At 67.7% G+C, this 19,043-nt stretch carries 19 protein-coding genes and 2 pseudogenes; 3 read left to right on the top strand and 18 right to left on the bottom strand.

The window, feature by feature from the left end; translation table 11 throughout:
• Positions 1 to 583 precede the first annotated feature (583 nt).
• The 3 genes from PKF00_RS12690 to PKF00_RS12680 form a co-directional block, all read right to left on the bottom strand.
• Positions 584 to 1,414, bottom strand: coding sequence for a tyrosine-type recombinase/integrase (locus PKF00_RS12690; RefSeq protein ID WP_271217649.1), 831 nt, complete (start codon positions 1,412 to 1,414; stop codon positions 584 to 586).
• Positions 1,415 to 1,474: 60 nt separating this feature from the next.
• Entirely contained in the window at positions 1,475 to 2,344 is an 870-nt protein-coding gene (locus PKF00_RS12685; RefSeq protein ID WP_271217648.1) for a recombinase family protein, read from the bottom strand.
• A 214-nt stretch (positions 2,345 to 2,558) separates the two neighbouring features.
• Positions 2,559 to 2,720 (bottom strand): TrmO family methyltransferase domain-containing protein, encoded by a 162-nt coding sequence (locus tag PKF00_RS12680; protein WP_271217825.1) that lies wholly within the window; start codon positions 2,718 to 2,720, stop codon positions 2,559 to 2,561.
• An 84-nt stretch (positions 2,721 to 2,804) separates the two neighbouring features.
• On the opposite strand from PKF00_RS12680, the gene PKF00_RS12675 reads away from it, so the two are divergent.
• Complete coding sequence (locus PKF00_RS12675; RefSeq protein ID WP_127933457.1) at positions 2,805 to 3,203, top strand: MmcQ/YjbR family DNA-binding protein; 399 nt, start codon at positions 2,805 to 2,807, stop codon at positions 3,201 to 3,203.
• Between the two features lie 129 nt (positions 3,204 to 3,332).
• On the opposite strand, the gene PKF00_RS12670 is transcribed toward PKF00_RS12675, so the two are convergent.
• The 9 genes and pseudogenes from PKF00_RS12670 to PKF00_RS12625 all read right to left on the bottom strand — a co-directional run bounded on the left by PKF00_RS12670 (position 3,333) and on the right by PKF00_RS12625 (position 13,034).
• Positions 3,333 to 3,581 carry a S1 family serine peptidase gene (locus tag PKF00_RS12670; RefSeq protein ID WP_271217647.1) on the bottom strand — a complete coding sequence of 83 codons (249 nt, stop codon included), beginning with the start codon at positions 3,579 to 3,581 and terminating at the stop codon, positions 3,333 to 3,335.
• Positions 3,582 to 3,637: 56 nt separating this feature from the next.
• Positions 3,638 to 4,402, bottom strand: a complete 765-nt coding sequence (locus PKF00_RS12665) for a DinB family protein (RefSeq protein WP_271217646.1) — start codon at positions 4,400 to 4,402, stop codon at positions 3,638 to 3,640.
• A gap of 269 nt (positions 4,403 to 4,671) precedes the next feature.
• Positions 4,672 to 7,791: pseudogene (locus PKF00_RS12660) on the bottom strand (Tn3 family transposase).
• Positions 7,792 to 7,968: 177 nt separating this feature from the next.
• Positions 7,969 to 8,124: a hypothetical protein gene (locus tag PKF00_RS12655; protein WP_271217645.1), complete on the bottom strand. Its 156-nt coding sequence runs from the start codon at positions 8,122 to 8,124 to the stop codon at positions 7,969 to 7,971.
• 28 nt (positions 8,125 to 8,152) lie between these two features.
• On the bottom strand, positions 8,153 to 9,265 hold the full coding sequence (locus PKF00_RS12650) for an IS30 family transposase (RefSeq protein WP_271217644.1): 1,113 nt from the start codon (positions 9,263 to 9,265) through the stop codon (positions 8,153 to 8,155).
• Positions 9,266 to 9,399: 134 nt separating this feature from the next.
• Positions 9,400 to 10,059, bottom strand: coding sequence for a response regulator (locus PKF00_RS12645; protein ID WP_271217643.1), 660 nt, complete (start codon positions 10,057 to 10,059; stop codon positions 9,400 to 9,402).
• A complete protein-coding gene (locus PKF00_RS12640; RefSeq protein ID WP_271217642.1) occupies positions 10,056 to 11,210 on the bottom strand; it encodes a sensor histidine kinase in 1,155 nt (384 codons plus the stop codon). Before PKF00_RS12640 ends, PKF00_RS12645 begins: the two co-directional genes overlap by 4 nt.
• Positions 11,207 to 12,028 carry a CPBP family intramembrane glutamic endopeptidase gene (locus PKF00_RS12635; RefSeq protein WP_271217641.1) on the bottom strand — a complete coding sequence of 274 codons (822 nt, stop codon included), beginning with the start codon at positions 12,026 to 12,028 and terminating at the stop codon, positions 11,207 to 11,209. Before PKF00_RS12635 ends, PKF00_RS12640 begins: the two co-directional genes overlap by 4 nt.
• Positions 12,029 to 12,611: 583 nt before the next feature.
• On the bottom strand, positions 12,612 to 13,034 hold the full coding sequence (locus PKF00_RS12625; protein ID WP_271217640.1) for a VOC family protein: 423 nt from the start codon (positions 13,032 to 13,034) through the stop codon (positions 12,612 to 12,614).
• 111 nt (positions 13,035 to 13,145) lie between these two features.
• On the opposite strand from PKF00_RS12625, the pseudogene PKF00_RS12620 reads away from it, so the two are divergent.
• A pseudogene (locus tag PKF00_RS12620) lies at positions 13,146 to 13,535 on the top strand (helix-turn-helix transcriptional regulator); the annotation flags it as partial.
• Between the two features lie 380 nt (positions 13,536 to 13,915).
• On the opposite strand, the gene PKF00_RS12615 reads toward PKF00_RS12620, so the two are convergent.
• Positions 13,916 to 14,548 carry a TetR/AcrR family transcriptional regulator gene (locus PKF00_RS12615; RefSeq protein WP_271217639.1) on the bottom strand — a complete coding sequence of 211 codons (633 nt, stop codon included), beginning with the start codon at positions 14,546 to 14,548 and terminating at the stop codon, positions 13,916 to 13,918.
• 95 nt (positions 14,549 to 14,643) lie between these two features.
• Here PKF00_RS12615 and PKF00_RS12610 point away from each other — a divergent pair, with 95 nt between their 5' ends.
• Positions 14,644 to 15,591, top strand: coding sequence for an NAD(P)-dependent alcohol dehydrogenase (locus PKF00_RS12610; RefSeq protein ID WP_271217824.1), 948 nt, complete (start codon positions 14,644 to 14,646; stop codon positions 15,589 to 15,591).
• Positions 15,592 to 15,765: 174 nt separating this feature from the next.
• Here the strand turns inward: PKF00_RS12610 and PKF00_RS12600 are convergent, their stop codons facing one another.
• The 5 genes from PKF00_RS12600 to PKF00_RS12580 form a co-directional block, all read right to left on the bottom strand.
• Entirely contained in the window at positions 15,766 to 15,897 is a 132-nt protein-coding gene (locus PKF00_RS12600; RefSeq protein WP_271217638.1) for a hypothetical protein, read from the bottom strand.
• A 241-nt stretch (positions 15,898 to 16,138) separates the two neighbouring features.
• The gene (locus PKF00_RS12595; protein WP_271217637.1) at positions 16,139 to 16,510 is read right to left on the bottom strand and encodes an integrase core domain-containing protein; all 372 of its coding nucleotides are present in this window, start codon (positions 16,508 to 16,510) and stop codon (positions 16,139 to 16,141) included.
• 80 nt (positions 16,511 to 16,590) lie between these two features.
• A complete protein-coding gene (locus tag PKF00_RS12590; RefSeq protein WP_271217636.1) occupies positions 16,591 to 17,262 on the bottom strand; it encodes a response regulator in 672 nt (223 codons plus the stop codon).
• Complete coding sequence (locus PKF00_RS12585) at positions 17,259 to 18,434, bottom strand: sensor histidine kinase (protein WP_271217635.1); 1,176 nt, start codon at positions 18,432 to 18,434, stop codon at positions 17,259 to 17,261. The genes PKF00_RS12590 and PKF00_RS12585 overlap by 4 nt, the downstream gene beginning before the upstream one ends.
• A gap of 118 nt (positions 18,435 to 18,552) precedes the next feature.
• A complete protein-coding gene (locus PKF00_RS12580) occupies positions 18,553 to 18,735 on the bottom strand; it encodes a hypothetical protein (protein WP_271217634.1) in 183 nt (60 codons plus the stop codon).
• Between the last annotated feature and the right edge of the window lie 308 nt (positions 18,736 to 19,043).

The following is a 19,043-nucleotide window of genomic DNA, read 5'->3' as shown; positions in this document are numbered from 1 at the left end:
ATAGACCCAACGCCGAGCCATGCCCCCCAGGCACGGCCTGGCTCGGCGGTGACGGCCTGAGCGCTGGCGGGATGGGCCGTTACGTCGGCGCCGAGATTCTTCGCTGCCAAAGACCGGTGCAGAGCAAGTCGGCGTCGCTGACGTCACGTGACGTTCCGGGAAGGCGCGACGCAGAGAAAGATGCTTTGACCTGGAGGTTCACCATCTGCTCTCAGCGGAGGTCGGCGTCAGGGTGTCGGTGAGGCCTCTGTCGACGACGAGTAGCCCCTCGGCTGGGATGCCGTCCCTCTTCGCCTGGTCAGGCTTGATACCCATCCCCCGTGAGCCGGGGCGGGGTGCGGTGTCGGGAGAGGCGTTCTCCGGTGTCGACGACCGCTGCGGCGAAAATGTGTGAGCGTCTCAGAGACGCTCAGAGAAGTCCTCACGATGTGCGGTGTTGTCGCTCCGGTCCAGTCCTCGGGTTCGGTGATGAGGCCCTTCCCGGGCAGCGGCAACGAGCAACACGCGGGCCGACGCAGGCCACGAGCCGTTTTGGCTGGTCAGGCCGGTGAAGGCCCAGTGGTGCCGTCCGGTTTTGCATGGGTTACCGGCCGACGTTGCGCATGGCGTTGTCGCCCCAGCGGTCGACGGCGCGGATGTAGCGCAGCACGACCGGTGAGGCAGGGGCCCAGCGGCCGTGCTTGGCGATGACGGAAACCGGGACGCCTGCGGCGTAGGCGACGGTGACGCCGCCGGCGCGCAGGCTGTGCGCAGTGAAGCTTTCCCCGCCGGGCACGCCCGCGCGTACGGCCAGGTCGCGAACAATGACGTTGACGGCGTCGGCGCCCAGCCGAGGACCGAGGTTGCTGTGCCGGTCGATGCGACGCAACAGGCGCCCGGAGGCCTGTCCGGCCTCGGTGAGCACGGCCATCCAGTCGGTCCAAACGACCACCGGATCGGTCAGGGGGTGACTGCCCCGGGGGATGGCGATGGTCTCGCCCCGACTGTCCTTGTCGGTTTTGGAAGTACGGATGGTGACCTCCACCCCATCGGGAACCTCGCGGACATCGTCGCAGGTCAGGGCGACCAGCTCGGAGCGGCGGCCCATCATGGCCAGGCCTAGCACCAGCAGCAGCCGGTCACGCAGGCCGATGCGCGTGCCCAGGTCACAGGCGCTGACCATGGCGCGCAGCGCGTCGATGCCCACCGGTGGAGCCTCGCGCTGACCGCGGGTGCCGGCCTCGGCACGGGCCCGCTTGTAGGCGCGCAGTGCCAGGCGGGCGGCGTCGGTGGCGGGCTGGTTGGGGTGACCGGCCAGGCGGTGCATGATACGTACGCAGGCAATGGCCTGCTCGATACTGGCCGGCGCCTGCTCGGCCGCGCACAACGTCTCGACGTACTCGGCCAGCGTGTTACCGATGGCGGGCAACTCCACTCGGCCGTGCTCGACGCACCAGGTGGAGAAATCCAGGGTTGAGGAACAGCGGTACAGCCATTAGCGGTGAGAATGATCTTCATCGGCTTCGTCGTGTTCGCGGAGCATCCGCAGGACGGTCGCGGGTGAGGGATGTCGGCCCTTCTTCTTGCCCTTGGTGATGACGAGTTTGGCCGCGATCTCGCGCAGGCTGAGGTTCTTCTCGCGCAGGTGGAGGGCCAGGGAGAGCATGGCGTCGTCGGTGACGGTGGCGCCGCCGATGGTCTGGCCGCGGGTACGGGCTGACTCGTGGCCTTCCAGGGTGCGGTCGCGGATGTACTCGCGTTCCATGCCGGAAAGCGCGGCGAGTACGGTGAACACGATCCCGGACGGGTCGTGGTTGCCCTGAAGTTCGCCGGTGAGGAATTCCAGGGCGACGCCATAGGACTTGAGCTGCTCGGCGAGCTCAGCCAGGGCCAGGCCGCGTCCGAGGCGCTTGTGCTCGTGGACCACTAGCGTGACACCGAGGCTGGCGGCCCGCAGCTCCCGCGCGAACTCCACCGCACGGTCGAGCTCGGGACGACTGACGGCGCGGGTTGAGATCTTCTCGGAGAAGATCTTCGTCACGCCCGCGGCGGTGAGAGAGTCGAGCTGGGTGTCGAGCGACTGTCGGGCTGTGGACGCGCGAGCGTACCCGATCCGGACGTGCCCGCTCAGCTCGGCCCCGGAGCTTGCGGGGCGGGGCAGTTCGACCCACGGAGTGCCCGGCTTGCGGATCGGCGGGGTGACAACCGTCAGGGCCTTGGCGAGCGAGGGGACGAGGCGGAACCGGGCGGTGTGGTAGTTGATCGCCACCCTGCCCTTGCTGGTCCGGCAAGGTGACCCGGCGGGCGCGGCACAGCTGGACATGGGGCAGCCGTGGGTTTCCACGCTGAGGTACCCGTCATTCACCCGGCGAGTGTTTCATGGGGTCGTTTCATGTGGCTACAGTTTTGAAACGACCTATGAAACGGCGAATGCCCTGTTCGCGATCTCCGGTGAGAACTGTTTCATGTGTGCTCGTCTATGAAACGCCCGCCGGGATCGACCGGAAGTGATCTCGCGGGCCCAGCCTTCAGCCGACCGGTTCTGTGGGACGAGATCTTCCGGGGCCCGCGATCCAGTTTTAGTAGTACTGATGCATCAGGTTGGTTGCCCAGGGGGCTTGCCGTACCTCGTCCTGCGGCGCGAACTCGCGGAGGTACGGTTTGATGTCCAGCACCGGCGTGCCATCCAGGGCGTCAAGATCGGCCACGTGAAGCGCGCGCCCAGGGCCCGATAGTCCTATGACGTCGGTGCGGCCCCGCCAACCCCGGAGACTCTGATGTGCTGATGTCCTACCCGGCGGGCAGGATGGGCGCGGGAGGTACAGATGAGCGACATCGCGGACGTTCCACCCGCCGTTGTGGGCCGGCTCCGGGTGATCTGCGGGGAGCTGCCCGAGGCGTACGAGGAGCCGGCGTGGATCGGCCTGCGGTGGCGAATTCGCCGGCGGACGTTCCTGCACGTCTACACCACCGACGGGAGGGGGTCGGCGTACATCGATATGGACGATCCGGCCATCCTGATGACCTTCCGGGCGCCGCCCGGGGAGTTGGCCGCGCTGGCGCATGCCGGCCCTCCGTTCTTCCGGGCCGACTGGGGTGTGAATGTCGTGGGAATGGTGCTGGACGACGAGACGGACTGGGTCGAGGTTGCCGAGCTGGTGACGGACAGCTATCGCGTGCAGGCGCCCCGCCGCCTCGCGTTCCGGCTGAAGGCAGGTGGATGAACCGCCGGCTACCTCCCCACGTTGCCGCTTATCCAGGTTCGGTGCTGAGAAACATTCCTATTCACGGTGGGATAGGTCGGGTTGCCGCACTGGCCAGAGATATTTCAGGAGACGATTCCGATGACGACATCACCCAGTGCCGCACGCTCCGGCCGTCTGGCCGGATTTGAGGGTGCAGTTCATTCCGGGCGTGATCGCCTTCACGAACTGGTAGATGCCTTCGCAGGTCCACCGCGGCGTGACATCGAGGAAGACCGCGCGTCGTTCGTTGGGGAAGCCCGCATTGCTGGTCTTTCCGTAGCCGGTCGTGACTACCTCGCCGGTCGGCACCGCGCCCTGGCTGGGCAGTGCGGGTGCGATGAGGGGCTCCGACAGCAAGATGGGCTGGTCAAGCGCAGGATCGCGAGATCGCCGTCCATTGCCGGGACGCGCCTTCACTCGGTTCGGGCACCGGCCTCGAGCACGGTGAGGTCGCGGACCGCATACCGGTGATGCTCGGCCTCTTCCTTGCACACCACCGTGAGGCAGCGGCGCACGACGTACTCCCGGTCCGGGTAGGGGTCCGCCGGCTTGCGACCACATACCCGATCGAGCTCGGCCTCGGTGAGCTCGTCGACGACCCGGCGCATCGTGGCCATGCGGGCGAGCCGCGGCGCGAGTACCTCGTCGAGCGTCGGGGTGGCATCGAGGGTGAGCCCGAGCTTCGCCGATGCTTCGGCCGGCATCCCGCCGGCAGGAAGGCCCAACGGGTGGTACGGCGCGTCCTCCTCGAGCACGGCGTTGCCGATCCAGGCATCGCTGGCCATCAGCAGATGCCGCTGCGTCTCGACGAACGACCACTCGCCGTCGACCTGCTCGTGTAGCTTCGCCTCGGGTAGGCTCCTGGCGCGGTCGAGCGTCTCCTCCCATTGCTTCTCGATGGCATCCCAAGCGGCCCGGTATTCGGCGGCGGACGTGGCCTCACGGGCCAGCACCCGGTTGGGATGCAGCCGGTCGAGCTCGGCCTCGACGTAGGTGGTCACGTCGACGTCGTTGACAACGACGCGCTCGAAGCCGCCACCGAGGGAGACGTTGCCCCCATAGGAGTCCACGATCTTCAGGCCGGTGACGTCGCAATCGCGAATCTCGAGGCCGGAGAGGTCGCTCAGGTGGATGCGGGCACCACGGAACTGGTCACTTTGGGTGTACTCAGCAGGCATTGGGACAGTTTCCCGTATCCGTCCCTCCCGTGCCAGTGAATGGCACAACGTGAGGGTTGCGTGTTGCGTCCGGGTGGGGGAGTGCGGGATCGAGCATCTTGGCGAGCGCTCGACGATCGATCTTGCCCGCACGGTTGAGGGGGTCGGAGTGATTTGGAACGAAATCCCGATCCTGGACAAGGTCGGACGGGGTCGCCATGATCACGAATTTGGCGGCTGGGCGCATGCCTCTTACTTACGACCCCTCATGGGCGGGTTAAGGCCTGCAATCAGCCCTCGTCTTCTTCGTGCTGGGAGGGGTCGCGTAGCGGGCGAAGGCCTTCGCCGGGCTGGGAGGCGATGAAGTTGTAGCGGCCCAGCGTGTTGATGTGCTTATAGCCGAGGGGTGAGAGCCGGGCCACGTCCTCGTCGAGCACTTCTCGGTCCTTGGGCGGATGGGCACGCAGCTGTTCCACGGCGGCATCCAGGTAGCGGCTGTTCCACAGGACAATCGCGTTCAGGATCAGGCCGAGGGATCCGAGCTGATCCTCCTGGCCCTCACGGTACGCCTGGTGGATACGGCCGCGCCGACCGTGGCAGATCTCCCGGGCCAGCGTGTGGCGGGCTTCTTGGATAGTGAGCTGCCGGTTGACCCGGCGCCGGTAGGTGTCATCGACCGGGTCGATCACGGCGAGGAGATGGAGAGTCTTGGCGATGCGGCCGTACTCCTCGAAGGCCTGCCCGAGCGGCGTGGGGCGGCCTTCGCGGCCGAACATGCGCAGCAGGTCATAGGCGCGGACCTGGTTGGTGATCAGCGACCCGGCCACGCGCAGCATGTCCGGCCACCAAGTGATGATCTTCTTAAGGTTGATCTTGTTGCAAGCTAGCGCGTCCACTGGGCCGTAGCTGCCACGGGCTTGGTCGGGCAGGTCGGCGTACCAGAACCGCTGGTCGACCAGGTCGGCGAAGCGAGGTGAGAAGCGGTAGCCGAGGATGTCGAACAGGCCGAAGACCATGTCGGAATAGGAGGCGTTGTCGGTGGTGACCATCTCCGGCTTGATGCCGCCGTCCAGGTTCAGCAGGGTGTCGAGAATGTACAGGCTGTCGCGCGGGGGGCCGGGCACCACCATCTGCCCGATCCCGGACACCTGGTCGTTGATCGCGTTGAGCCAGGTGAGTCCGCGCTTGAAGTGGAAGTACTTCGGCGACGGCCCGGTGTTGATGCTGCGTTTGGGCACGACGAAGCGCAGCCCGTCGACCGAGGCGAGCAGCCCGCCGCCCCAGCCGTTCACAATGGGCACCTCGCTCTGGGCCTGGATGAGCAGCGCGTTGGCCGCCGCCAGAGTCTCACCGCGCAGGTAGTACTGGTCCGCATGCGCCAGCCGGTCCCGCGTCAGTGCCCGCACATTCGAGTTGATCACCGGAGACAGGCCGATGTTGCAGGCCTCGCTGGTCAGCAACGCCACCAGCGAGGTAGCCAGATCCTCCATCCGAGTGGAGCCATCGGCGGCGTGGACGAAGGCGTCCAGGAATCCGGTCCAGGAGTGCACCTCGAACAGCAGATCCGGCAGTTCGATGCGGGGCAGCATCGCGGCGGTCGTCGCCCGTAGCCAGCGCAGCATCTCGCTTTCGCCCAGCGCGCCGAGCCGCTCCACGTTCAGCTTGGGGCGTCCCCTCTCCGGGACCACGATGGAGATTTTGGCCTCTTCGCCCGCTTCCTCTAGTCGGTCGGCCATCTGCCGCCAGGCGGCATCCAGCACGTGCACCCGCTCAGCCAGATGCTCGATCACCGGGACCTCCAGTCCCAGACCCGCCAGGACGTCTTCGCGGACCGCCTGCCACTGCGCTCCGTCCAGCAGCCGGGCGCGAGGATCGGATCAGCGGTGCGAGGGTGGGGCGAAGATGTCACGCCGCAGCAGCGCCCGCATGAGCTGCTCCAGCACGCACATCACATAAGCATCGCGATCGACCGACCCGGCCAGCAGGCCGGGGTTGGCGTACACGGCGCGCCGCCACATCGGCGGCACCAGCTTCTCATCAATCTCCTTGGGCAGCAGCGCCCGCTGCTTCACCTTGCGGCGGGCCAGCGCAGGCAGCCGCCGTACCGCGGCCAGCACCCGCTTGCCGCCGGAGGCGGCGCCCAGCGCCGGCGACTCACCCAGCAGCGTCAGGAACGGTCGGACCGTGTTGTAGCGGTCGGTCAGCGCACGTCGCATCGCACTGTCGCCGCCATCGTCTTCTGGGCTGATCAGAGATTCGACCTGCTCGAGCGCCTGATGTACCTCGGCGCGTGAGGCCACGGTCGCCACCGCCGCCCACAACGCGGCGACATCCAGGTCCGTCTGGGTCTCCTCTACCGCCTGCAGCCGCTCGATCAACACCCGGGAAGCCCTCGCCAGGATCCGGGAGGCTCTCTCCAATTTCGGCAGCATGGCCAGGCGCTCCTTGTCGGTCCCGCGCCGGGCCGGGTTGATCAGCTTGGTGGACATCAGCAGCGCGAACAGATCCAGCGCGTCGTCGATGGCCATCGCTTCCAGGTGACGCACCAGGGTGCACACCAGCGCGGTGCGCTTGGGCTCGCTGGGCCGTCCCAGGTTGGAGGTCTTGCTGTTCATCGCCTGCCGAGCCAGTGCCGACAGTCTGTTCGGCGGCACATGCGCGAGCTTGAGCCGTCCCAGGTCGAAGGCGGAGATCTCCTCTACCCGATGCAGCGCCTTGGCCAGGCTGCTGCCGGAGTTGCGAGTCGGTGGTTTCCGCAGCCGCTCCAGATCCGACCATCGCTTGCCTTCCGGGATCTCCAGCAGTGCGAGTAGCTGGCCGGGCAGCGCCGGATCCACCTGGCGGGTGGCCTTGGCGACCGTCGCGTGCAGCCGGCTCTCCGCTGCCTTGCGGACCTCGGAGACCTGCCGGGCCAGCAGATGGACGCCGGGTAAGAGCACCCGATGCCGGCGCAGCCAGCCCACCGCGTGGTCGAACAGAGCGACCGGTCCCTCGGCGTGGATCCACGCCCGGCCGTGGAGGAAGGTCCGGAATTTCCGGCCCATCTCGTGATCCTCGTACACCTTGTAGCCGTAGGCGTCGCGAATCTCCCACCCATGCTCGTAGGCCGTCTGCTTGCGGCGGGTATACGCTTTCACCCACGAGGGATCGGCGATGTCGAGTTGCTCGGCCAGGTACTCCACCACCGGCCACGGCACCTCCAGCGGATCCTCCAAGAACAGTCCGACGTAGCGAACCGTCGTCAGTTGGAGAGCGAACCCGAGCTGGTGCGAGCGCGTGCGGCGCAACGCGATCAAGTCCCGGTCGACATCGTCCAGATAGAAGAACCGCTCCAGCTCCGACCGCATCGGCACCTCGGCGAACGTCCCATACGCCGCAGCCTGCTCATCCGTCAGAAACTCAACCGGCATGAAGCGGACGATAGCTACCTGATCGGCTGGTTCGTCCGCATCGTGATCGAACTGTAGTGCTCACGACCAGCGAAAACGCCAAGATCATTCTCACCGCTAATGGCTGTACCGCTGTTCCTCAGCCCCGAAATCGGCCCATTGGCGTTCATACGCGCGCCGGGTGTTGGGGGTACGCCATCAGCGATGCGGGCCCGGGCCCGCATCGCTGAGCGCGTAGTCCGCCGCGGTGTGCCGCCTCGCCTCGACGGTCGTGATTGCACCCGTCGCGCCCCGCTCCCCCGCGCGGACGATCTGCCCGGCGAGCGGCTCCGCGTGATGTCCGTTATCCGTCACGTGGCAGCCTCCGGGGGCCTTTTTAGATTCAAAGAGTCAAGGCAACGCAGTGGGCCGGGGTTCGGTAGCCGAGGCACTTGCGGGGGCGGTTGTTGAGTCGGGCAGCCAGGGCGTCGAGGTCGGCTTGGCTGTACAAGCTCAGATCGGTGCCCTTTGGTAGGTATTGCTGGATCAGTTTGTTCGTGTTCTCGTTCGTGCCCCGCTGCCATGGGCTGCGCGGTGCTGCGAAGAAGACGTCGACGCCGGTCGCTTCGGTCAGCAGCCGGTGGCCCGCGAGCTCCATGCCGCGGTCCCAGGTCAGAGTGCTGAGCAGGCGAGCATTCAGCCGTGAGAACGCCTGCTGCAGGGCGGGGATGACCGTCGTGGTGTGACGGCTGGGTAGCGCGCCCATGGTCAGGTAGCGGGACTTGCGGTCGACCAGCGTCGCGACCTGGCTGTTCTTGGCTCCGGCGATGAGATCGCCTTCGAGGTGGCCGAGCTCGATTCGGGCGTTGGCTGCGTCAGGCCGTTCCTCGATCGGCCGTGCCCCAGCGATCTGGGAACGCCACTGGCCCTTGACCGTGTTCTTCTTGTTTTTGCGGATGGGACGGCGCGTGCGCGGCTTGGTGCACAGCTCACGCGGGATCACTTTCCACCGGGTCGTGTAGATCGCGCGGTAGATGCTTTCGTGGCTGATCCGCATGAGCGGGTTACCGGCGTGCATCAGTCGCAGATGTCCCACGATCTGCTCTGGGGACCACTCGTTGTCGAGCAGTTCAATCACCGGCTGGCGCAGCACCGGGTTGTCCTGCAGGGCGGACGGTTTTGGGCGACGTGCCTGCTCTTGAGCGCGTTGCTCGGCGGCGACCGCACGGTACTTCACCCGGCCGCCGTTGCGGGCGGCCTCCCGGCTCACCGTGGATGCCGACCGGCCGATCGACACGGCGATCGAACGTAGTGAGGCTCCAGCCTCGAGGCCGCGAGAGATCGCTTTCCGGTCCTCAGCGCTCAAACGGTCGGCCCGGCGCACCCGCTCGGCCGGCGCGATGCCGCCATGGTGCTTCAGCACCGTGAAAACCGACCCCGAGGGTTTGCCCAGCGCCCGGGAGATCACGCTGATGGAGTCACCGGCACGCCACCGCCGCCACAAGTCCTCTTTCATCGCGTCCGACATTCCCGGCCGACCCACCCGAGCCACGATCCACCCGTCCACTCGCAGCGTTGCGTTGATCGTCTGAATCCAAGAGCGGCCCGGCGACCGGTGCACGCACCTCGAACCGGGCCGCGCAGCGCCTCTCAGGTCACCAGGCCCCGGCGGTAGGCGTAGACCACCGCCTGCACGCGATCGCGCAGATCGAGTTTGGTGAGAATGCGCGACACGTACGTCTTGACGGTCTCCTGGCTGATCACCAGCGCGGCGGCGATCTCACCGTTGGACAGGCCATCGGCGATCAAACGCAGTACCTCCAGCTCACGCGGAGTCAACGGGACATCGTTCTCCGTGCCTCTGACGGGACGGATGCGCGCCGCATACCTGCCGACGAGCTGCCGCGTCACCTCCGGCGCCAACAGAGCCGCACCCGTCGCGACGGTGCGGATACCGTGCAGTAACTGCGCCGGCGGAGCGTCCTTCAGCAGGAACCCGCTCGCCCCTGCCCGCAACGCCTCATAGACGTACTCGTCCAGGTTGAACGTCGTCACCACGAGCACCTTGACGGGATCGGCCACCCCGGCGCCGGCCAATCTGCGAGTCGCCTCGATACCATCCAGCACCGGCATCCGCACGTCCATCACCACGATGTCCGGACTCAGCCGCCGGGCCAGATCGACCCCGGTACGGCCGTCGCCGCACTCGCCCACCACCTCAAGGTCGGGTTGAGCATCGATGATCGTCGCGAAACCGGTGCGGATCAGCGCCTGGTCGTCGCAGACCAGCACCCGAAGCGGCGCCGTCACGACGGGCACCCCGCCGGGATGCGGGCCCGCACCACGAAGCCGCCACCCGCCCGCCGGCCCGCACTGAACTCACCGCCCAAGGCGTTGACCCGCTCGCGGAGCCCGGCCAGACCCCGCCCGCTGCCACCGGGAGAACCGGCCCGCGAACCCGAACCGTCGGTGCTCACCTCCACGCCGATCTCCTTCTCCCCGTAGCGCACTACAACCACGGTACGGCTGCCGTAGGCGTATTTGAGCGCGTTCGTCAGGGCCTCCTGCACGACCCTATAGGCCACGAACTCGGCACTGCCCGCCGATTCCGCCGCACTGCCCTCCTCGGTGAACTCCACCGGCTGCCCGGCCTGACGGGTCTGCTCCACGAGCGCGCCCAGCTCACCCGCGGAAGGCACCCCGACCTCACTGTCATGATCGGCCTTGAGCAGGTCGAGCATGTGGCGCAGATCGGAGATAGCCCGCCGACCGGTGTCGGTGACGGTACCCAGCGCCGCGTCAAGGCGGTCGGGAGCCGCGGTCAGATAACGCGCGGCCTCGGCCTGCACGACCATCGCCGTCACATGGTGCGTCACCACGTCATGGAGCTCGCGAGCGATCCGCGTGCGCTCGGCGGCACGGGTGGCCTCGGCGGCATGGCGACGGCGTTCGGCCTCGGCCGCGCGAGTCGAGCGCAACCACGCCCCCGTACCCCACGCCAGCGCCAGCGCCAGGTAGAACGCCACATAACCCTCCACCCTCTCAGTCCCGCCCAACCGGTCCAGCACCAGCGCCAGCGCCACATACGCCATGGACAGCACGACTACCGTGACGCGCCGGTGCCGCTCCATGTGCGCGCCCGCACTGATGAGCGCGATGGGCATCGCGTTGCTCGCGAACACGTGGTAGGCGCGCACCTGGTCGAGGACGAAGCCGAGCGACACCAGAACCAGGCACATCGCCGGCCACCGCCGACGCACGGCGAGCGCAAGGCACTGCAGGGCGACCGCCACCAAGGCCAGTGCGTCGAAAGGGCCCATCGGCAGATCACCGACCTGCGTCCCCTTGCCGTGCAGGGCTGGTAGTAGCGATGCGACGGCGAACAGCAGCCCGAACACCGAATCCCGGATCACGACGCCGCACTGCCGCCACAGCTCCATGACCCGCCGCAGATCGATCACCGTGCGAGCGTAGCGTCCGCGCCGCGCCGGAACGGGACCACGTTTCCGCGCCGACGGGCCAGCCGCATGAACACGACCGTCAGCAGCAGGCCAGCCACCACCGCGAACACGCTCGCCTCCGGACCGAACTCACCACCCGTCAGCACAGCGGGGCCCGACGTCACACCGCGCAGCAACCCCTGCGCCACGCCGTTGCCCGACACCTCGGTGCCGAAGATGCCGGCCGCCGCGAAGTTCCAACCGAAGTGCACACCGATCGGCACCCACAGAGTGCGCGTGGCGGCGTAGACCGCGGCGAGCATGCCGCCCGCCTCGATCGCGATAGCGATCGCACCCCACAGGCTGGCATGCGGGTTCAACAGGTGCGACAGGCCGAACAGCAGGCCGGTCAGCACCAGCGCCAGCCACGTACCGGCGCGTTCCTCGACGATCCTGAACAGGATGCCGCGAAACAGCAGCTCCTCGGTCACCGCGGCGACGGCCATGACGCCCAGCAGCCCGACCGCAGCCGCCGGCGAACCCAGACCGCCGATCCGGTAGCCACCCACGACAGCGATGCTCACGATGACCGCCGCGAACAGCGCGACACCGATCAGCGTCCCCTGCGCGCCGGCGCCGGCGGCTCCCTGCGTCGCCACCTCGACCGGTGCGCGGCGCTCGGACCACCGCATCACCCGCGCGTAGACGAACACGGCGAGTACGGCCACCGCAACGCCGAAGAGCAGGGTGAGAAGTGGACTGCCCTGCACCACGCCCATGATCGCATTACCGCCGAAGGCGACCACCGCGACCGGCACGAACTGTTTCAGCAACCGCATGACGACTCCCTCAGGTGCGGGTCACACGGCGGGACTCCGCCGCTACACCGGGAAACGCTAGGCATCCGGCGCGCCGGGATCGTCCCCACCAGGTGGACAATCACCGGTAGCTCGCATGGGGGACAACAACAGCACATGAGATCGGCCGCACGCCCCTCGGCCGCTTCCGACGCCGCCGCAGACGGCGCACATCCCCAGCGGCGCCCGCACCACACGACAGGGAGCGGCGGCCCCCCGGCGCACCGCACTCGTCCCCCGCGCGACCTACCGGCGACTGTCCACCATGCGGGGACACCCCCGCGGCGCCATCGGGAGCACCGTTCGGCGCGGTGGGCGCGGATCAGGTCGGCCAGGCGGACAAGAGTGCGGTCGGACAGCGCAATCGCGGCAGGGTAAGACAGCGACGAGGCTCCCGGTTGGGATATCGGATCTGGGTCGACTGCTGTCTTGCCGGGGGACTCATCTCAACCCACCTCCCTGCATGCTGCCCTGCACTGTCAGGTTGAAAAAGGCTGTCTCCTTCGGTCTCTTCGGTGGCCCTGGGGGTGGTGCGGGAAGCGCGCTCCCGCACCACGTGTGTTGTTCAGCCGTTGTACTCGCTCACGACGTCCACGACCCAGACGACGCCGAAGCGGTCCTTGAGCATGCCGTAGAGCGGCGCCCACTGCGCGGGCCCCAGCGGCTGCACGACGGTAGCGCCCTCGGACAGCTTGTCCCAGTACGCGGTGACCTCCTGCGCGCTCTCGCCGCGCAGGGAGACGAAGAAGGAGTTCTCGCCCTGGTTCCACGGCATCCGCGAGGGCACGTCGTAGGCCATCACGTGGAAGCCGTTGCCGGCGAGCACCTGGCCCCACATCACCTGGTCCGCCTCGGCGGGGTCCTGCACGCTCCCGGCGTCCTTGTAGGTGACGGCGGCGAGGTCACCGCCGAAAACGGACTGGTAGAACTCGAGCGCCGCGCGGGCGTCGCCACGGAAGTTCAGATGAGTCACGGACTTGACGGCCATATTCGGCTCCTGACCATTGATTGTCGTTTCTGGACGCCGTTGTCCGGCGCGAGACAACAGTCACAGAGGAAGAGGTCAGGTTGTGGCCGCTTCTCAGGGCAGTATCAGGTCATGCCGAAGACCTCCGCGCGACTGCTGGCGTTGCTCTCGCTGCTTCAGGCGCGCAGGGACTGGCCGGGGGCGCTGCTGGCCGAACGGCTGGACATCAGTGCGCGTACTGTGCGCCGGGACGTCGACCGCCTGCGCGAACTCGGTTACCCCATCGTGGCGACCAAGGGTCCCGACGGCGGTTACCGACTCGAAGCGGACGCGGACCTGCCCCCGTTGTTGTTCGACGACGAGCAGGCCGTCGCCCTGGCCGTCGCGCTCCAGACCGCCGCCGTGTCCGGAGCCGGCATCGAGGAGGCCGCGGCACGGGCGCTGAACACCGTACGGCGGGTCATGCCCGCCCGGCTGCGCCACCGGATCGACACCCTCCAGATCACCGCCGTCGAGCGGCCGGCCAGGGAGTCAGACCGACCGCACTGACACGACGGCCCGCGCCAGCGCCGTCACGCCCCGGCTGCTTCGTTCGGCTGGTGGCCGGTCGCAGCCCGAACCGTCAACGTGCGTGTCGATGACCAGATCGGCCAAACGGCGCTGTAGGCGTTCAAGGTCAGCGAGCGAACTTGCCGGGTGGCGAGCTGGGAGTTCAGGCGGGTCGGCGTCCCCAATCCAACGCTGACGGCCAACATACGATGGTTGACCCGCCATCGCAGGCACCGCTGCGGTGACCGTCGAGACGTCGCCGATGAACTATACGGGCTCTGGTTCACTTTTGATGATCGGTGACTCAGGGTGATGTAGAAGGACCCTCGCCGTTGTTGAGGTGGTGGTTCGGATCATTGATGGAGCCTGTGCAAGCCGAGGGGAGCCGGTGGAGGCAGGGGCTCAGTCCGGTCGGCGCGGAAGGACTGGAGGAGGTAGCCGACCAAGCGCCGGGACGCGACCAGCGACTCCTCCGGTGATTCTGCGACCATGCCACCGTTGGCCAGGAGCAGCAGCGTGACATCGGACTCGTCGAAGTCTGCGCGGAGCCGCCCTGCCGTCTTGGCCCGCCGTACCAGCTCGGCAAGCTGGCTCTCGGCATGGACTCGCATGTGGTCGTAGTCGATCGCATCCGGGAAGCGCGACAGAAACGCTGCGGTGAAGCCCCGGTCGGCGGCCTGCATGGAGCAGACCTTCTCGATGAAGGCGCAGAACCCGTGCCAGGCGTCGGGATCGGCGAGCGCCTCGTCCAGCGCGGCGACACAGGCGGCGAGCTGCTCGGAGAAGGCCTCGGTGACGAGCGCGGCGCGGGTGGGAAAGCGGCGGTAGAGCGTGGCCACGCCCACGCCTGCGCGACGGGCGATTGCCGTGAGCGGGACATCGATCCCTCCGGCCGTGAACGCCTCGCGGGCGGCCTCGAGGATGCGGTCGCGGTTGTGCGCCGCGTCGGCGCGTAGCCCCGGCTTCCGATAGGGCTGAGTAGGCATGTCTCTCACTTTAGCGTAAGTGGAAGGAGTCGTCCGGTTACGGCGTTAACGTGGCTGAACACCAGCTCGCCACCCGAAGGAGATCCGTGAACCAGATGCGCGCCGCCCTCTACGACAGCTACGGCCCGCCGGAGGTGCTCTACGAGGGCGAGGTGCCGGTGCCAGAGGTCGGCCCCGGCCAGGTGCTGGTCCGTGTGCACGCCACCACCGTCAACGGCGGCGAGCTGTCCGGCAGGGCCGGAAAGGTGCGCCTGGTGACAGGATTCCGCTTTCCCCAGCGAGTGGGCATCGACTATGCGGGCGAGATCGCCGCGGTCGGACCCGGGGTGGAGGGGTGGCGCGAAGGGGACCGGGTGTGGGGGTTCATGGGGCGCTCGTTCGGCAGCGCCGCGGAGTACGTCGCGGTCCGCCCCCGCCAGTTCTCGCTTGCTCCCCGCAACCTCACGCCGGTGGAGGCGGTCTCGCTGCTGGCGGGTGGGACGACCTCGATCACCGGTCTGCGTGACAAGGCCCGGCTCTCGCCCGGTGAGCGCCTGCTGGTGCGGGGCGCGAGCGGCGGCGTCGGCAGCGTCGCGGTCCAGATCGGCAAGCTGTACGGCGCGCATGTCACCGCACTCGCGGGCGCGACCAACCTTGACTTCGTCCGCGACCTTGGCGCCGACGAGGTCTTCGACTACCGGACGACTCATCCGTCCGCGTTGGGCGGCTACGACGTCGTCCTGGACACGGTCGGCACTCAGCACTCCGCCTTCCGGCGACTGCTGGCTCCGGGCGGGCGCATGGTGGCGGTCTCCTTCGACCTCGACCGCCTGCTGGCCAGCCTCGGATACATCATGGGCTCAGCCGTTCACGGAAGCCGAAGGGTGCGCTTTTTCAGCGGCAACCCCCGCCACGAACTGTTCGCCGAGCTGGCCCGTCACGCGGAAAACGGTGACGTCCGCCCGGTCGTGGACACCGTCCACTCCCTGGCGGACATCGCCAACGCGCACCGTGCCCTGGAGGCCGGAGGCGTGCGCGGCAAGCATGTCATCCAGCTCGGATAGATCCGCGCCCACCACTGACATTCTCGGTCGCGGCTCAACAGGGGACGCTCTGTCACGTGTAACGGAGAACGCGGACCCGGAGGAGGTCGAAGTTGGCGCGGCCAAACATCTGCCTCTTCAAGAATTTGATCTTGTTGACGGTTCCTTCGACGGCGCCGCTGCTGTAGGGCAGTGTCAGCCCGGCCTGGACCGCAGGGTGATCGCGTCGCGAACCAGTCCTGCGGTGGTGGCGAGTTCGGGACAGTCGGCAAGAATCTGCTCCAGCCCGGCCTTTCCTTCGGCGTCCAGACGGTCGGGGCGCTTCATGATCCAGCCGGTGGCGCGGCGGGGTCTGGGCGGCGGGCTAGGCTCTTGTCGCACGTCACGGTGTCCACGCAGCGGTTTGAGCCAGCCCTGGACAGTGGGGGACTGCCGGTGAAGCCCTGGGCCTTGATCTTGGCGTGGAGCTGAATGGCGTTGGTGCAGCCTTCGTTTCACCTGCGGGTGAGACAGGGCTTGGACGCATCCAGCTTGCTGGAGCGATCGAGAGTCGGAGCCAGGAGTTCGTTCACGCTCGCGGCGTTGGCGAACTTGCGGACGGTGCGGAAAGACAGGCGAAGTTCGCGACTGAGGCTGTCCTTCTCTCGATCATGTGACGTTCGAATGTGATGGGCGGCAGGCCGTCGTTGGCGCTGTGCCACCGGGTGGTGTTGTAGAAGTCGGCGATCCAGGTGGCGATCTTCAGACGGGCCTCGGCCCGAGTACGGAACTGGTGGCGGTGCACGTACTCGACTTTGAGCGTGCTGTTGAACGCCTCGGCGGCTGCGTTGTCGAGCGCGCAGCCCATGGACTGGACCACGCCCAGGCGCCGGCATGGCTCCTGGTAGCGGGCAACCGTGTGTTCCGAGCCGCGGTCCGAATGGAAGATCACCTCGTCCACGTCACCGCCCCGAGTGGCCGCCGCCACCTGCAGCGAGGCGCAGGTCAGCGCGGCGTCAGGGTGCAAGGCGCTTGCCGGTTTCAGCGGTCGTCGTCGGCGACGCCTGTGCGGTAGGCGAAGACCACGGCTTGGACGCGGTCGCGTAGGTCCAGTTTGGTGAGGATCCGGGAGACGTAGGTTCGGACGGTCTCGAAGCTGATTACCAGTTCCGCGGCTATCTCGGCGTTGGAGAGGCCACGGGCGATCAGCCGCAGTACCTCGCGTTCACGGGGAGCCAGGACGGCCAGCGGACCCTCGTCGGAGGTGGGGACGGCCGGGCGGAGGCGGTCGGCGAAGCGACCTATCAGGGTACGGGTCACGGTGGGGGACAGCAGGGACTCTCCGCGGGCGACGGTGCGGACGCCGTTCACCAGCTCCAGTAGAGGGGCGTCCTTCAGAAGGAAGCCGCTGGCTCCGGCACGCAGGGCTTCGTAGACGTACTTGTCCACGTTGAACGTGGTCACCACCAGTACCTTCGGCGGCACCACGACACCGGGGCCAGCGATGCGCCTCGTCACCTCGATGCCGTCCATCAGCGGCATGTGGATGTCCATGACCACCACGTCGGGCTTCAGGCTGGTGACCGCCTCGACTGCGGCCGGGCCGTCGGCGGCCACGCCGACCACCGCCATGTCCGGCTGCGCGTCGAACGCCGTCACGTAGCCGGTACGGACGACCTCCTGGTCCTCGCAGATCATCACACGGATGGTCATTCGGTACCGCCTACGGGGATCGACGCGGAGACTCGGAAACCGCCGTCCGGTTGCTCGCCCGCGGCCAGCTCGCCGCCCAGCGCGCCTATCCGGTCGCGCAGTCCGGCCAGGCCGCGGCCGCCGGAGAGGCTGCTTCTCGCGCCGACGGGGACCGCGGCGGCGGCGTTCGTCACCTCGACCTCGACGCGGTCGTCCCGGTAGCCGATGCGAACGGCGGTGGGGCGGCCTTCGGCGTACTTGACGGCGTTCGTCAGGCCCTCCTGCACCACCCGGTACACGGCCAGTCCCACGCCGACCGGGAGTGAGGGCTGGTCGCCGTCCTCCACCAGTTCGATCGGCTGGCCGCCGCTTCGGGTCTGTTCGACCAGGTCTCGCACGCTGCCCACGACGGGCGTGGCCGACTCTCCGGTCGCCTCCAGCACGTCCAGCAGATACCGCAGTTCGGCCAGGGCTCGGCGGCCGGCGCCGCCGATCGTGGACAGTGCCGTGACCACGCGCTCCGGCGACGTGGCCACGAACTGCGTGGCGTCGGCCTGCACGACGATGGCGGTGACGTGGTGGGTCACCACGTCGTGCAGCTCCCGCGCGATGCGCGCCCGCTCCGCGGCGGCCGCGGCCTCGGTGGCGAGCCGCCGTCGCTCGGCCTCCTGGAGCCGCTGCCCGCGTACGAAGGTGCCGCCCAGCCAGCACACGGCGAAAAGCAGGTAGAACACCAGGAACTCGCTCTGCAGAGCCGGTTCGCCGAGCAGGACCATGGCCACGCACAGCACGACGTACGCGGCCGACGCCACGACGGCGATGACGCGCCGGAACCGCTCCTGGTGCGCGCCCACCGAGTACAGCGCGATGTACACCGTCACGGTGCCGAAATGCATCGGATAGCCGAGCGCCTCGTGGACCACGAAAGCCGTGCCGTTGATCGCCAGACACGCGGCGGGCCATCGGGTACGCACGGCCAGAGGCACCGTCTGGGCCAGGATCAGGACGATCTGGAACGCGTCGGCCGGGCGTCCTGGCAGGTTGCCGAACTGGACGCTCATGATCGACAGCGTCGGCACGAACGCCAGCACAGTGGACACGACGGCCAGCCACCGGTCCCACACCGTGGCGTCGTAGACGCGCCACACCTCCCGCAACCTCCGTAAGCGGTCGCCGGCCCAGGTCCCCGACATGGCTCAGAGCCTAGCGATCTCTGATCCCGATGTCGCCGCGCTTGTCCCTCATATGAGCTACACGGAATGTCCGCAACGCGGTGATTCGGGACAGAGCCCTGCACTCCTACCTTTCTCATCAGCGGCTGACAACCACGGTCAACCACGAAGCCGGATCGCGGCACTTCGGTAATTCGGAGGACAGCGCCATGGGAAACAGCGTCCGCGTACGCGTCGTCGTCGCCTGCGCCCTGACCGCGGTCGCGGCAGCGGGGGCAGCGATCGGCGGGCGGCCGGTCGGCGCCTCCAATGTGTTGTTCATGCCCGGCCGATACTCATCGCACCTGAGCTGCTGAAACGGCACTGCTTCCTGCGCTGCCACCAGAATCCGTATCGATCCTCCTCGGAGGCGCCTCTCAGAGTGCCTGACATTGTTTGCATTGCCCACCAGATGAAGTTGTTTGTATTACGAATCAGCGGCCTGGTCAGAGGAAACTCCGCAGCGATGGTAGTCATCCGCGGCTTTACCGGCCGGCGCCGGTGGGTGGGCGACGGCCTCGTCCATCCCGGATGCAAGGAGGAATCCTCATGACATCAACTTTGTCGGTCCCTCGCTCGGATCGGCGTCAC

This window comes from Streptosporangium carneum (assembly GCF_027922005.1).
GTDB classification, from domain to species: domain Bacteria; phylum Actinomycetota; class Actinomycetes; order Streptosporangiales; family Streptosporangiaceae; genus Streptosporangium; species Streptosporangium carneum.
Note: the sequence above shows the minus strand (reverse complement) of the source record. Positions and strands in the feature narration are given on the sequence as shown.

Excerpts from the sequence above, each read along its gene's own strand:
- PKF00_RS12585 (WP_271217635.1), bottom strand. The coding sequence starts at position 18,434 with ATGTCGGGGACCTGGGCCGGCGACCGCTTACGGAGGTTGCGGGAGGTG.
- PKF00_RS12600 (WP_271217638.1), bottom strand. The coding sequence starts at position 15,897 with ATGAAGCGCCCCGACCGTCTGGACGCCGAAGGAAAGGCCGGGCTGGAG.
- PKF00_RS12580 (WP_271217634.1), bottom strand. The coding sequence starts at position 18,735 with ATGAACAACACATTGGAGGCGCCGACCGGCCGCCCGCCGATCGCTGCC.
- PKF00_RS12590 (WP_271217636.1), bottom strand. The coding sequence starts at position 17,262 with ATGACCATCCGTGTGATGATCTGCGAGGACCAGGAGGTCGTCCGTACC.
- PKF00_RS12650 (WP_271217644.1), bottom strand. The coding sequence starts at position 9,265 with ATGAAAGAGGACTTGTGGCGGCGGTGGCGTGCCGGTGACTCCATCAGC.
- PKF00_RS12675 (WP_127933457.1), top strand. The coding sequence starts at position 2,805 with ATGAGCGACATCGCGGACGTTCCACCCGCCGTTGTGGGCCGGCTCCGG.
- PKF00_RS12635 (WP_271217641.1), bottom strand. The coding sequence starts at position 12,028 with ATGCGGTTGCTGAAACAGTTCGTGCCGGTCGCGGTGGTCGCCTTCGGC.
- PKF00_RS12615 (WP_271217639.1), bottom strand. The coding sequence starts at position 14,548 with ATGCCTACTCAGCCCTATCGGAAGCCGGGGCTACGCGCCGACGCGGCG.
- PKF00_RS12610 (WP_271217824.1), top strand. The coding sequence starts at position 14,644 with ATGCGCGCCGCCCTCTACGACAGCTACGGCCCGCCGGAGGTGCTCTAC.
- PKF00_RS12665 (WP_271217646.1), bottom strand. The coding sequence starts at position 4,402 with ATGCCTGCTGAGTACACCCAAAGTGACCAGTTCCGTGGTGCCCGCATC.
- PKF00_RS12625 (WP_271217640.1), bottom strand. The coding sequence starts at position 13,034 with ATGGCCGTCAAGTCCGTGACTCATCTGAACTTCCGTGGCGACGCCCGC.